Origin of the sequence: Citrobacter sp. wls613, from assembly GCF_005281195.1 — a bacterium.
GTDB classification, from domain to species: domain Bacteria; phylum Pseudomonadota; class Gammaproteobacteria; order Enterobacterales; family Enterobacteriaceae; genus Citrobacter; species Citrobacter gillenii.
In genome coordinates this window covers 317,101-331,134 of record NZ_SZXN01000080.1, presented here as the reverse complement: position 1 = coordinate 331,134, position 14,034 = coordinate 317,101, and the positions used below count along the sequence as shown (strand labels likewise).

At 51.9% G+C, this 14,034-nt stretch carries 8 protein-coding genes, 1 tRNA gene and 3 pseudogenes; 5 read left to right on the top strand and 7 right to left on the bottom strand.

Annotated elements, in window-relative coordinates; all coding sequences use genetic code 11:
* Nucleotides 1-190 precede the first annotated feature (190 nt).
* Nucleotides 191-332, top strand: a pseudogene (locus FDX01_RS20560) (Arm DNA-binding domain-containing protein); the annotation flags it as partial.
* Between the two features lie 152 nt (nucleotides 333-484).
* On the opposite strand, the gene FDX01_RS20555 reads toward FDX01_RS20560, so the two are convergent.
* The 7 genes and pseudogenes from FDX01_RS20555 to nac all read right to left on the bottom strand — a co-directional run bounded on the left by FDX01_RS20555 (nucleotide 485) and on the right by nac (nucleotide 8,680).
* The gene (locus FDX01_RS20555; RefSeq protein ID WP_137400375.1) at nucleotides 485-2,941 is read right to left on the bottom strand and encodes an ankyrin repeat domain-containing protein; all 2,457 of its coding nucleotides are present in this window, start codon (nucleotides 2,939-2,941) and stop codon (nucleotides 485-487) included.
* A gap of 79 nt (nucleotides 2,942-3,020) precedes the next feature.
* Complete coding sequence (locus tag FDX01_RS20550) at nucleotides 3,021-4,229, bottom strand: nucleotide disphospho-sugar-binding domain-containing protein (RefSeq protein ID WP_137400374.1); 1,209 nt, start codon at nucleotides 4,227-4,229, stop codon at nucleotides 3,021-3,023.
* Nucleotides 4,230-4,796: a hypothetical protein gene (locus tag FDX01_RS20545; RefSeq protein WP_137400373.1), complete on the bottom strand. Its 567-nt coding sequence runs from the start codon at nucleotides 4,794-4,796 to the stop codon at nucleotides 4,230-4,232.
* Nucleotides 4,793-5,803: pseudogene (locus tag FDX01_RS24160) on the bottom strand (glycosyltransferase); the annotation flags it as partial. The pseudogene FDX01_RS24160 and the gene FDX01_RS20545, both read right to left, overlap by 4 nt.
* A gap of 42 nt (nucleotides 5,804-5,845) precedes the next feature.
* A pseudogene (locus FDX01_RS24155) lies at nucleotides 5,846-6,514 on the bottom strand (NAD-dependent epimerase/dehydratase family protein); the annotation flags it as partial.
* Between the two features lie 193 nt (nucleotides 6,515-6,707).
* On the bottom strand, nucleotides 6,708-7,661 hold the full coding sequence (cbl, locus tag FDX01_RS20535; protein WP_115258849.1) for an HTH-type transcriptional regulator Cbl: 954 nt from the start codon (nucleotides 7,659-7,661) through the stop codon (nucleotides 6,708-6,710).
* Nucleotides 7,662-7,762: 101 nt separating this feature from the next.
* On the bottom strand, nucleotides 7,763-8,680 hold the full coding sequence (nac, locus tag FDX01_RS20530) for a nitrogen assimilation transcriptional regulator NAC (RefSeq protein WP_115258850.1): 918 nt from the start codon (nucleotides 8,678-8,680) through the stop codon (nucleotides 7,763-7,765).
* Between the two features lie 326 nt (nucleotides 8,681-9,006).
* On the opposite strand from nac, the gene FDX01_RS20525 reads away from it, so the two are divergent.
* The 4 genes from FDX01_RS20525 (at nucleotide 9,007) to FDX01_RS20510 (ending at nucleotide 13,986) form a co-directional block, all read left to right on the top strand.
* A tRNA-Asn gene (locus tag FDX01_RS20525) sits at nucleotides 9,007-9,082 on the top strand.
* A gap of 214 nt (nucleotides 9,083-9,296) precedes the next feature.
* Nucleotides 9,297-10,619 (top strand): shikimate transporter, encoded by a 1,323-nt coding sequence (gene shiA / locus FDX01_RS20520; RefSeq protein ID WP_096757535.1) that lies wholly within the window; start codon nucleotides 9,297-9,299, stop codon nucleotides 10,617-10,619.
* Nucleotides 10,620-10,737: 118 nt separating this feature from the next.
* Nucleotides 10,738-12,192 carry an AMP nucleosidase gene (locus tag FDX01_RS20515; RefSeq protein WP_115258852.1) on the top strand — a complete coding sequence of 485 codons (1,455 nt, stop codon included), beginning with the start codon at nucleotides 10,738-10,740 and terminating at the stop codon, nucleotides 12,190-12,192.
* A 15-nt stretch (nucleotides 12,193-12,207) separates the two neighbouring features.
* Nucleotides 12,208-13,986 carry an aminopeptidase P family protein gene (locus FDX01_RS20510; RefSeq protein WP_137400372.1) on the top strand — a complete coding sequence of 593 codons (1,779 nt, stop codon included), beginning with the start codon at nucleotides 12,208-12,210 and terminating at the stop codon, nucleotides 13,984-13,986.
* Nucleotides 13,987-14,034: the final 48 nt, after the last annotated feature.

Below are 14,034 nucleotides of genomic sequence, written 5' to 3'. Positions count from 1 at the left end.
TCACTGGTTCGAGTCCAGTCAGAGGAGCCAAATTCTTGTTTTCGTGCAGCTTCATTAATACCTGTATGGTTTTAATACAACAGCTTAGCGTGAAAACTTCTCCTGATGCATTTTGATTTTATCCTCCGCATCGGGAAAAATTGGTGGTCAAATCTAGGGTCCGGTTCGTTCTATTATGGAGTGACCCTATATGTCTCTTACCGACACCAAAATCCGCAGTCTCAAACCATCTGATAAACCCTTTAAGATCTCTGACTCTCACGATCTGTATCTTCTGATTAAACCGGGCCGACTCACGTCACTGGTATCTCAAGTATCGTAGTGACGGCAAAGTGAAAAGAGAAAAAGCAGTGCGAAGAGATCCATGCGGCGATTGTGATCAGTGCTCACAATCGCCGGACCGCTTTTCGGCAGTCTATCACAAGATTTAACAAGCAGACCCAGCCACCGCCACAGCCAGACAGCTCTATTCGAAAATGAAACGTTACCAGAAACGTTTTCTGAGTGCGGTTTCAATCTCGATATCAACGCAGTAGAACTGCAAAATCACCCACACGGCATCGACCAACGCCTCGGTCAACGCCGGATAATCATCATTAATGATGGTGTTGATTTGCTCGACGGATTCATCAAGATATTCCTGAATACTCTCTTCAAATTCCTCTTTGGTCGCTTGATTGCGAAAAAAGCTGAAGGTATCCAGTTTTTCAATTAACAGATCGAGTTGTTCTTCAATACCGTTTAACTGCGCAGGCGTGACGTCAGGATCACGGGCGATCAGTGTAAAAAAGCTCTGCACTTTGGCTTTAAGTTCGATAATCGTCGGAAGATGAAGTTTATCCGATGCCGCACTGCTGGCCTCTGGTCCGGTTTTTGTTACGAACGGCTGTGGTTCTCCTGCCCCGACGCCAGCTTTAACTTCGGTATGGGGTAAGGCTGGCTCGACTACTTCGCTTTCTTCTTCAGTTGGGAGTGGCGTAACCTCTTGCGCCGTTTCGCCGTTGATATGTTGGCGTAGACGACGGTGGAAATAGCTCTCCGGCTCTGCAAAGACAAGCGCGTGTTCACGTTGTGCCTGGCTATACGGCACCATCTGGAGAAGTGCTTCAAATATCTCTTTATGATCCAATTCGATTGCCGCCACGAGTGGACTGTTACCACTGCAATTCTTTACGGCCAGGTCAGCACCATACTGCTGTAATAACTTCAGGATCCGCACAGCCGTGGATTCAAAACGGGGAAATTCATTTGAGACACCGCCGGTGACGGCGCACAGGGCAGGTGTGAAACCCTCACCATTCTTCACATGCGGGTTTGCCCCTTGCTCCAGGAGCAGTTCGACACAGGATTGAGCACCGTAGTAACAGGCGCACATCAACGGTGTAAATCGTTCATCGACTGAAAACTCTTCGAGTTTTGCGCCATGTTGTAACAGCAACTGAACGGTTTGACGCCGTATTGGGCCGGTTATTGCGTCTATAGAGTAGGTAGAAATCGCTTTATGTAATATCGGCGAGTTATCGAAACCACAATAGGTATGAATATCGCCCCCTTGGTTAATCAGCCATTCAAGGAGTTGACTGCGGCAAGAAATAGCCGCGGCTGAGACAAAGTTAGTATCGTAAATATTGGTCAGGTTTAAATCGAGTCCCTTAGGTAGCAAATACTCCATCACCTGAATGATCGTTTCTTGATCTTCTTTCCATGAACCACGCTGGGTGATAGTCAGTAAGGTCGGTTCTTCCACAGCACCAAATTTCTTATTGATATCGAGACCATACTGTAAAAAGAGATCGAGAAACTGGGGTAAAAACGTTCTGTTTTTTACCATGGGGAAGACCAGTAATCGTAAATTTGACCAAATCAACATCTCATAGGATTCACCTGTATTGACAAATTCACTATTGGGGTCAGCGCCATATTTAAGTAACAGCTCAAGAGCCTGATAGATGTAGTCACGTTGATCGGGGTCAGTATATTTGTCATTGTCCAGGTACTGGCTGATCAACGGTGCCTGGTAAGATTCTGGTGGCGTCATCTTATAGATGCGATTGATATCGACGGTCACCTTAAGCAGTTTCTCGACAATTCTCAAATCAAACTTAGATTTCAGTGCCGCATAGACCAGACTTTTGGCGCGTGAATCGGCTTTCAGTTGTGGCAAATTGTCGAGTAAATATTCGCAGAAGTCCTGTGCGTTGGCATAAACGCACAATTCCAACAAATTGGCGTCATCCCAAAAACTGCTATCATTGGCCATAATGTAGCGTTCTTTTTTAAAGTCAGGAAACCGTTTCGCCAACGGCGCAAAGGTTTCAAGCCCCCAAAACTCACTCGCAAAAATAATATTTTCGATCAGCGCAGACGCTTCGATATCCAGCGTAATATCTTTATTTATGATATGTATAAAAAGGTCTTTACTTCTTTCAGAATATAATATTTCCAGCGGAAGATTAAGTTCACCATTGGTCCAAAAACTCACAGGTTTATTGATATCTAAATGAGCGTCAAGCAGAAGGTCAATCATGTCTCTGCGTTGATAATCCTGGTAGGTATACTGTGGCTCGGGGTGATAAAGGTAATTAAGCCAACAATTATTGTAGCGATTTTGATAATAAAGATCGGCACCTAAAGTGAGGTAAAGCCTCACCAACGCCGTATTATTAAACTCAATAGCTGAATGAAAGGCGCTAAAACCATTGCACTCAATTTTCGCCCCTTTATCGAATAAGTATTGTACCAGGGAGATATCTGACTCGGGACTGCGTGAGAGAGGAACCAGAACGTTACAAGGGGAAATATCGGGATCAATAAAATTGATATCCCCTCCATTAGCAAGGTACGTTTCAATTTTTTGTATTTTTTTAGAGGTGGATAGTTTGCTGTCTAAGCAAATTTGCCGTAGCGTGAGTTTACTATCCTTAAAAATCCAGTTCAGCATAAAATTCCTTATCAGGGGCTAATAATCGCAGACGTTCACACACTTTAGTCAATCGTAATTCAGGTCAATCTCGTTGAATTTATTGTCGCGATTCTGAATCACGCGCATCAACCAACGCCATTAACAACGGTCCCGCCTTTTCCAGTCCTTTTAATCCATCCTTAATCCAGACCCCTTTCCCACGCCAGGCCAACCGCGCAGCATGATCAAACTGGTCATAGTCCACCGGATACACCAGCGCCGGAATATTCTTTTGCAAGCAATGCCACATTATTCCTGCACCACCATGGTGAATGACCGCATCATAGTGCGTTAGCCAGTCATCGTAGTTCACCCAGGATACACGGTAGACATTGTCCTGCCGCTGCGATTCCGCTGCACAATGATGTCCATCAGTGAAATGAAAAACCCACTCGGGCAACGTACTTGCCAGCGCGATAACGGCTTGCATTACCGCATCTTTATGCCAGTCCAGATGTGTACCGAGCGTCACCAGCACATGGCGTTTATTTACTTCAAAGGGCGGTGCAACGCCTTGCGATGGCGGCGTGTAGAGCGCCGGGCCGATAAAACTAACCGCAGCGGGCCAGCGACGCGGGAATTCGAATGTTCCTTCGCTTAGTGCCAGTATACGCAGCGGCGAGTAAGCACTTTCGCTGCCATCCTGCCGGTACAGGCGCGTGATACCGGTCTGGCGAATAACGTCGCGAAATAGCCAGAACACGGCCAGTTTGAACAGTCGCACCTTTTTACGCTGGAGCGCGTGCCACCCATGCTGAATCGCGTTCTGCGCGGGCATTAACCCGCCGCAATACGCAGGAGCGCCATCGGTGGTTTCCAGCACACAGGGTGACGGCAGACTACTCCACCAGGGGATATCCAACCTGCGACAAACTTCGCCGACAATGGGCAGTGTAAAGTCCGCTATCGCCAGATCCGGCGTACCTTCGCGCAGCCACAGATGTTCCAGTTCATCGGCAAAATTTTTCAATAACCCCACCACGTGGCGAAACTGCCGATACAGCCGCAGCGGATGGGAGCCAACCGCATATTTCGGATTCACCACCTCCAACAGCGGCGTATCGTAATCACCATGCAAAGACAGCCCCATCAGCCCCGCCGCCGCAACAGAAGTAGCCACGCCGTGCGTGCTAATAATCCGCACCTGATAGCGTTCAGACAGCGCCCGCCCCATCGCCAGCACCGGATGTAAATGACCGGAAAACGGCGGTGCCAGCAAATCAATGCGGGTGACACCCGCGGGGATCAGATCAAATAAACGCTGCATCTACGCCCCCTGTTTGCCTGTATCAGCAATAAACCGCCGACACAGCGCCGCCAGTTGCGGCTGTTCAAGATAATTCATATGGCTGCAGGCAATGCGTTGGTCTGCCTGGCGAAACCAGCAACGAGAAATCCAGTCCTGATCGCCTTGTACCAGCAAGTGATGGCAGTCCGGTCGGCGGCCCGCCACCGGTCCAAAAGCAAAAACACTGACGCGCGCCAACCACTCTGGCAGTAAGTGCAGTTGGTTAAACAGTTCCGGTCCGCAACTGCCGGAAAGCAACAACGTATGGCTTGCTGACGCCAGCATCTCCAGCGCCTGTTGTCGGTAGCGCAGGGCAAAGCTGACGTGCTGCGCGCCAAGGTATTCCCGCGCATTGTTGACACTGGCGCGCAGCAGGCCGGTTGCCAGCCATGGCACGGACTGTACGGTCCACGGAAAATTCACATCCACGTGCTGATGGTGGCCGACGACCTGCTGTATAAACGTTGCCTGTGCGGGACTGAGCGAGCAGTTATCCGCACGGCTACGGCCAGTAATAAAGGCAATCTGCAAATCCGGCTTTATCATAGCGACGTAAACCAATCATTGCTGAAAATACGATACCGCCGCGAGCGCCGGTAAATAGTGCGATTCACCAGCGCATTCAGCAAATGGAAAGGCTGAAGTAACTCAGAGAGCAACGACAACAATGGATGCGAGGGGATCTCCACCGCGACCGCACGCTGAACGTAACGCAGCGCCAGATGGTGTATTGCTAATACCCCCAGAAGCAGAGCCGTTTGGGTCGCCCCACCAAAGGCCAGAATCACCAGTGCCCACAGCAACAAAGGGTGTAGCCCCTGCAACAGAAAAATAGCCAGATTGATTGCCGCACTTTTTTCATGCATCAGTAGCGTGGCAAACAGGAACCAGCGATGCATTTGGCGGAAATAGCGTTTAGCATCGGCAACGCTGGTCTGCACGCGCACCGCCGCAGCAGACTGCACAATACGCACGCCATGGCGAGTTAACAGTTTCGCCATCGCCAGATCGTCCGTCAGATGACGTAACACCGGCGCAAAACCACCAACACTCGCCAGCGTTTTACTGTGAATGGCGTAACACATACCGTTCAACGTCAGTGGCGGCGAAAACGGTAACAGCGGCAAATAGGTCAGGGCTGAGTTGTCGTTAACAAACTGCGCCAGCAAACGGGAAGGCAGGTTATCCGCCGCACGATACCAGGGAAGCGCTGTCACCAGCGTGCTCTCCGTCAGAGCATCCAGCATGTTGCACAATGACTCCGCGCTCAATACTGCATCATCGTCCAGCACCAGAATCACATCACGCGTTACCTGCACCCTCGCCTGTTCCAGCTTAAACAGCTTGGGATTAACGCCCTCTGGCGCCTGAGGAAAGGAGAGAACAGTAATATGCTGCTGGGGATAGCGTACTTGCAAACGCTGCGTGACCCGCGCAGCTTCCGCATCGTCATCGTCAATCAGCCAAAGAAATGCCGCACCACGCAACAGCCCCACCGTCGAGGCCAGTACACTTTCCAGTGCAGGATCGCCGCTGAGGATGGGCTGCATGACCATGACCGTATGCAGATCGCCGCCACGCGGCAAACGCAACACCCCACCACCGCGCTGCAGTTGCTGCAATATGCGTGGAACGATGGTGTTATCGTGCGGACCAAACAAACCACGAGGGCGCAGTAGCACAAAGGTAGTGGCGGGGAAACGGGTGACGGCACCGCTAATTTCCTGCTCCGCCTGAAATTTGCTGTTGGCGTAATGGCTGGAAAAAGCGCGCGCACGGTAGCTTTCCGGCAGAACGTAATGATGCTGAAAATCAAAGTAGACCGCAGGGGTCGAAATATGGATAAAGCGCGGTATCTGGGCATGTCCGGCGGCCTGCGCCAACACGCGGGTTGCCAGCACATTGGCGAGGAAAAATTCCGCCTGTTTGCCCCAGGGCGAGGATTCGGCGGCGCAGTGCCACACCGCGTGACAGCCAGTCATTAACCGAATACAGTCATTTTGACGGGCTTGCGTCAGATCCAGCGGGATAAAATGCGCACCGACCTGCGCCAGTTGTAGCGCCTGTGCCGCCAGTCCCGCCTGGCTGTCGTGCAAAGAGGCGTGATAACGATGAACAATACCACAACGTTTTTCCACATAACCCACCGCTTTGCCGAATCTGCTATCCAGTTCGGCAGAGGTGACGCACGTTGACGGTAAGGCAATTCCTGTCGCGATAATCTTGCACTTTGTGACAGACGAGTCAGAGTGTGTTTTTTCCATAAAACCAACTGTTGTCTTATTCCATAGAACATTATTACTTAATCAATTCCAAATTACCCGGGCTGATTTTACTGACTCAAGCGCGGAAGAACCGGAGCGTACACGTAGTACGTGAGGATTCTGAGCACTGCCCAGGTTCGAAATGGCAAGCAAAATAGTCCTAATGGAATAGGCTCTAAGCAGGCTTTTTGCTTTATATCTGATAATCAATCATTACTTCATCATCTGGCTCCATCGCTTGTCGCTTGATCTCCTCCACGGATAACCCTGCATTGCATAACTCGATGAATCGCCATACGTAATTACGTTGTAATTGACCGCGTTTCAAGCCAAGCCAGACGGTATTGGCATCGAATAAATGCCGGGTATCAAGACGGGTGAGCGTCCCCTCTTCCTGTTCACCGCTGGATTGCTCTGCCACCAGCCCAATGCCCAGTCCCAGCGCCACATAGGTCTTGATCACATCAGAGTCCTGCGCGCTGAGGATAATATCTGGCAGTAATCCTTTGCGGGCAAATGCCTCATCAATACGTGAACGCCCGGTGATGCCCTGGCGGTAAGTAATAAGCGGCCAGCGAGCAATGGCCTCCAGCGTCAGCGGGGACGTCAGGACTAACGGATGATCGTGAGGTACGAGCAGGCTGTGATGCCAACGAAACCATGGAAAAGCCACCAATAGTGGATCGCTGCTTAACCGCTCGCTGGCAATACCGATATCTGCCCCACCATTTTGCAATAGTGCGTCGATTTCCTGCGGCGTGCCCTGAATTAACTCCAGGCGAACTTCAGGGAAGAGTTCGCGAAACGCTTTAATCACCGCAGGCAGGCTATAACGTGCCTGCGTATGGGTAGTGGCAATCGTCAGCACTCCGGAAGTGTCATTGGTAAACAGATCGGCAAGTCGGCGAACATTGCTGGCTTCATTGAGAATACGTTCAGCGATAACCAGCAGGGCTTTACCCGGTTCGGTCATACCAAGCAGGCGTTTACCACGGCGGATAAATATTTCGATACCCAGTTCATCTTCAAGCTCGCGAATATGGCGGCTTACCCCCGATTGCGAGGTATAAAGGATATTCGCGACCTCCGTCAGGTTGTAATCCTGACGTGCCGCTTCACGGATGATTTTAAGTTGCTGGAAATTCACTCTACACTCCGGATACATCAGACATTACGCTATTGTTAAAGTCTGATGACCGGCATAACAAATAATAAAAACCTGCATCTTATTCCTGCACGGAATAAGGTTTAACTCACTAACTGCAGTTCACGGTTTTCCAGTGCCGGGCTACCGACAAGCGACAACAGGATCTCTTTCACCGCCTGAGCCTGAGGCGATAAACTCCCCCTGGCCGACACGTTCAACGATAACGGCAAACTCATCGATGGGGTGGTAATACGCGCCATCCAGCCATTTGCCGCATTGCAGAGTGAACGAGCAGCGGACTCCGGTAAAACAGTCACCCCCATGCCACTGGCAATCGCTGCGGTTAAGGTGGAAATAGACTCAATTTCCCCAATCACTTTGGCCGTTAAACGGCGTAATGAAAATGCTTCATCTACACGTAAACGCACCGCGCTGTAATCCCGGGGAAGAAACAGATTCATCTGGGCTACAGCGGCTAAATCAACACTTTGCCCTGGACAATCTCGTGTGCCGACAAGGAAAAGATCCTCTTTTAGCAATGGCTGGCTAGTAATACCTGCGATCGGAGAACGTTCGTAGAGTACGGCCATGTCGAGCTGACCACTGAGCAACTTTTCGTTTAGCGCCGCTCCACTGTTCTCATGCAGGTAGATCAACACCTCTGGCAGTTCGGCGCGCACGGTCTGTAATAACGGCATGGTGATAGATGACGCTGCCGTCCCGGGGGCAAGGCCAATAGACACCTGGCCGCTCAAGGTCTGTCCGATATTACTGACGGCAAGCTGCGCCTGCTCGCACTGCCGCAAAATCGTGCGGGCGTGGGTATAAAGCACCTTTCCAGCGTCAGTCGGTGTCACTCCGCGCTTAGTACGAATCAGCAACTGTTGATCCAGTTCGCCTTCCAGCGTAGCAACCTGTTGGCTCAACGCGGGTTGCGCAATATGCAACACTTCCGCTGCCTGGGTCAGGCTACCAATATCGACGATTTTTACGAAATATTTCAGCCGTCTGAAGTTCATTTTGCCTCCTGTCGGAATACCAGAACCCGTGCTGGCAGTCATGTTCATCAGGTTTGCAAAATGCTTGCCAGTTTCGAGTGAGTACGGGCCACAGCGCTCAGTGCCCGTAAAACAAGGCCTGGAGGTCAATGATAAATATTCTTTACCCTGGCAGCCGTCTTTTCCTCTGCCCCACCACATGCTGTGGCGCACCAGAATAGGGCAACAATCTAAAAAGCGGGAAAGATCGCCGCTTTGTTGATTTTGTCAGCAAACAAACTCGCAATTGCATTTACCCCTTTGACAACACCCGCGCCCCTCGCTAATATGCGCCTCGTTCACACGATTCCTCTGTAGTTCAGTCGGTAGAACGGCGGACTGTTAATCCGTATGTCACTGGTTCGAGTCCAGTCAGAGGAGCCAAATTTAAGAAGCCTGCTTAGGAAACTAAGCAGGCTTTTTGTTTTTCTACTTTCTCTTTCGTCCTATTTGTCATCTTACTCCGTTGTAACAGATAAAATCGTTTTCTCTTCCCGCCTGTCGCGGTAGTCTCATCACAGTCGCTAATATATCGACTGCAATGTGCGTAACCTTATTCCAATACTAATAACAAAAAATCAGTACAGACAGGATAGCTATGGATTCCACCCTCATCTCCGCGAGTCCTCAGGAGGACTCCTCTTTACATCATCGCGATCGCGCTCGACGTGCCGCACTGGGCAGCTTCGCCGGTGCCGTGGTCGATTGGTATGATTTTCTTCTGTATGGCATCACCGCCGCGTTAGTCTTTAACCGCGAGTTTTTCCCGCAAGTCAGCCCGGCGATGGGCACGCTCGCGGCCTTTGCCACCTTTGGTGTCGGATTTTTATTCCGCCCATTAGGCGGAGTTATCTTCGGTCACTTCGGCGATCGTCTTGGCCGCAAACGTATGCTGATGCTTACCGTCTGGGTGATGGGTATTGCCACGGCGTTGATTGGCATCATCCCCTCTTTTGACACTATCGGTTGGTGGGCTCCAGTACTGCTGGTAACACTACGCGCCATTCAGGGTTTTGCCGTAGGCGGCGAATGGGGCGGCGCGGCGTTACTCTCTGTCGAAAGCGCGCCAAAAAATAAAAAAGCCTTCTACAGCAGCGGCGTGCAGGTGGGTTATGGCGTTGGCCTATTGCTCTCGACCGGATTGGTTTCGCTGATCAGTTCGCAAACAACCGATGAGCAGTTCCTGAGTTGGGGCTGGCGCATCCCATTCCTGTTCAGCATCGTGCTGGTACTTGGTGCATTATGGATGCGTAACCGCATGGATGAATCAGCTGAGTTCGAGCAGCAAAAACAGGAACCTCTGCCCGAGAAAAAGCGGCTGCCGGTCGTTGAGGCGTTAATCCGCCATCCGGGTGCATTTTTAAAGATAATCGCCCTGCGCCTGTGTGAGCTGCTGACCATGTATATCGTCACCGCGTTTGCACTCAACTATTCCACGCAAAATCTGGGTCTACCGCGCGAGCTATTTCTGAATATCGGTCTGTTAGTTGGTGGGTTGAGCTGTCTAACCATCCCCTGTTTCGCCTGGCTTGCTGACCGCTTCGGCCGCCGACGGGTCTACATTACCGGCGCTCTGGTCGGCACGCTCTGTGCCTTTCCGTTCTTTATGGCCCTTGAGGCACAGTCTATCTTTTGGATTGTATTCTTCGCCATTATGCTGGCAAACATCGCCCACGACATGGTGGTCTGCGTGCAACAGCCAATGTTTACCGGGTTGTTTGGCGCCAGTTACCGTTACAGCGGTGCTGGCGTTGGCTATCAGGTAGCCAGCGTCGTTGGCGGCGGCTTTACCCCGTTTATTGCCGCGGCACTGGTGACCTTCTCGGGCGGAAACTGGCACAGCGTAGCCATATACCTGATGGCGGGGTGTCTTATTTCTGCCGCGACCGCAATTCTGATGAAAGATAAACCACACGGCTAAGCCGTTCTGCGAAGGCCGAACGGCCTTCGCAGATTCTTCCTTAACGTCTGACTTTTGTTTCACATTCCTGTGACATACTATCGGGAGAGCAGCACATCTGTGGAACAAGGAGACAGACATGAACAACAAGGGCTCCAGCCTGACCCCGGCTCAGGCACTGGATAAACTGGACGCATTGTATGAGCAATCGGTTAAGGCTCTGCGTAGCGCCATTGGCAAGTACATTGAAACCGGGACGCTTCCTGACATCATCGCCCGAGATAAAGGTCTTTTTGTTTACCCTTCACTTTCTGTGACCTGGGATGGCAGCGCAACGAATCCTCCAAAAACACGCGCCTATGGCCGTTTTACCCATGCTGGCTGCTATACCACGACCATTACTCGCCCGTCTCTGTTCCGACCTTATCTTGAAGAACAGCTCACCCTGCTGTACCAGGATTACGATGCGCATATCTCTGTCGAACCGTCCCAGCACGAGATCCCCTACCCCTACGTGATAGACGGTTCTGAGTTGACGCTCGACCGCTCCATGAGCGCCGGATTAACGCGCCATTTCCCCACTACCGAACTGTCGCAGATTGGCGATGAAACCGCGGATGGAACATTTCACCCGGCAGAATTTTCTCCCCTGTCGCACTTCGACGCCCGACGCGTTGATTTTTCACTTGCACGCCTGCGCCATTACACCGGCACACCGGTAGAACATTTTCAGCCTTTCGTACTGTTCACCAACTACACTCGCTATGTCGATGAGTTTGTGCGCTGGGGCTGTAGCCAGATCCTCGACCCGGACAGTCCGTATATTGCGCTGTCATGCGCAGGTGGAATTTGGATTACCGCAGAAACTGAGGCACCGGAAGAGGCTATTTCCGATCTTGCCTGGAAGAAGCACCAGATGCCCGCCTGGCATTTAATCACCGCCGACGGTCAGGGGATCACACTGGTGAATATCGGCGTTGGCCCGTCAAACGCCAAAACCATTTGCGATCACCTGGCGGTCCTGCGTCCTGACGTCTGGCTAATGATTGGGCACTGTGGCGGCCTGCGTGAGAGCCAGGCCATAGGTGATTACGTTCTCGCCCACGCCTACCTACGCGACGACCACGTGCTGGATGCCGTACTGCCGCCAGATATTCCGATTCCGAGCATCGCCGAAGTCCAGCGCGCGCTGTATGACGCGACCAAAGAGGTCAGCGGCATGCCCGGTGAAGAGGTCAAACAGCGACTGCGTACCGGCACCGTCGTCACCACTGACGACCGTAACTGGGAGCTACGCTATTCTGCCTCTGCGCTGCGTTTTAACCTCAGTCGTGCCGTCGCTATCGATATGGAGAGCGCCACGATTGCCGCGCAGGGTTACCGTTTCCGCGTACCTTACGGCACCCTGCTTTGCGTCTCCGATAAACCGCTGCACGGTGAGATTAAACTGCCAGGCCAGGCCAACCGTTTTTATGAAGGTGCAATTTCCGAGCATCTGCAAATCGGTATTCGGGCAATCGATCGGCTTCGCGCCGAAGGCGATCGCCTGCATTCCCGCAAACTACGTACGTTCAACGAACCGCCGTTCCGTTAAGGCCTGAAGGTAACTATGCATAACTCAACGCCCCTTTCCGCCCTGCGCAATCTCCTGTTAGCACAGGGGCTGGATGGTATGATTGTTCCACGCGCCGACGCTCATCAGAGTGAGGATTGCACACCACACGACAATAAACTGGCCTGGCTTACCGGCTTTAGCGGCTCAGCCGGTCTGGCACTGGTGCTTCGCGATCGCGCATTGATGTTTGTCGATGGACGTTACCAGGTCCAGGTCCGTAACGAAGTCTCCCTGGACGATTTCGAGATTCATCATTTACACGACGAGCCGCTAGCCGATTATTTGCAGACGCATGTGCCAGCAGGTACCCGCATTGGCTTTGAGCCTCTGCTGATGGTCAACAGCCAGTTTGAGGCGCTTTCGGCCACTCATTGCGAACTGGTCGCGCTGGAAACCGACCCCTTCGATACAGTTTGGCTCGACCGTCCGGCTGCCCCCTGCGGCATCATCCGCGAAATGCCCATTGAGATCAGCGGCGAAAGCAGTGCGCAGAAACGCGCACGGATCGTCGAGCAACTTGCTCAGCATCAGGCTGACTTTCTGGCAATCACCCTGCCCGATAACATCGCCTGGCTGCTCAATGTGCGCGGTTCAGATCTCAATATGGTTCCGGTGCCTTTTTCGTTTGCCTTGCTGCATCGCAGTGGTGAACTGGAGTGGTTCGTGGATGCCAACAAAACGCAGCAGTTACCCGAAGCGCTACTGAACGCATTAACGATTTCGCCACAAGAGGATTTTCTGTCTCGCTGCCAGCAACTTGCCCACGGGAAACGCTTCCTGGTCGATAAAGACTATGCACCAGTTGCACTGCGATTCGCCATTGAACAGCACGGCGGCGAACTCCTCTGGGCACCCGATCCCATAACGCTTATCAAAGCACATAAAAATGACACAGAACTAGCGGGTTATCGCGAATGTCATGAGCAGGATGGTGCCGCTTGGGTGAACTTCCTCGCCTGGCTGGCGCATGAAGTCCCCTTACGTGAGGCGGCGGGTAATCCGGTAACCGAACTGGAAGCCCAGGAAAAACAGTTGGCGTTTCGCCAGCAGCAGCCTGGGTTTATTGAACAAAGTTTTGGTACGATCTCAGCATCAGCCAGCAATGCGGCAATGTGTCATTATCATTCCAGCGAAAAAACCAATACCCCCATCACCTCTCAGGCGATGTATTTAAATGATTCTGGTGGTCAGTATCAGAACGGCACTACGGATGCAACGCGCACCCTCGCCTTTGGCCCGCAGGATCCACAGCGTCGACTGCATTACACTGCAGTGCTGAAAGGCTTTTTATCGCTGATCACGTTGCAATTCCCGAGCGGTACTCAGGGGCATCAACTGGATGCGTTTAGCCGTCGGGCACTTTGGGCGCTGGGCCTGGATTACGATCATGGCACCGGCCACGGTGTCGGACATCAGTTGTTGATCCACGAGCAGCCGCACCGCATTGCGAAGAAAGTGAATCCCTGGCCTCTGGTTGCGGGCAACATTATCACCATCGAACCAGGATATTATCTGGCCGGACAATACGGTATCCGCATTGAGAATCAGGTGGAAATTATCGACAGTCGCCCTGGCTTTTGCCGCTTCTCCACGTTGACGCTGGTGCCTATTGATTTGAATCTGGTTGAGTTGCATCTGCTGAGCGAGAGCGAAAAGCAGTGGATTGATGATTACCATCAGCAAGTCAGAGAAACCTTGTCACCGCGCGTAAACAGTGATGCTCGTCCATGGCTATTTGCTGCCACCGCGCCGATTCGTGTTCAGGCCAATTAATGCATTAAAAAAGGCAGCCCGCAGGCTGCCTTAGTTCTCCCCAACATC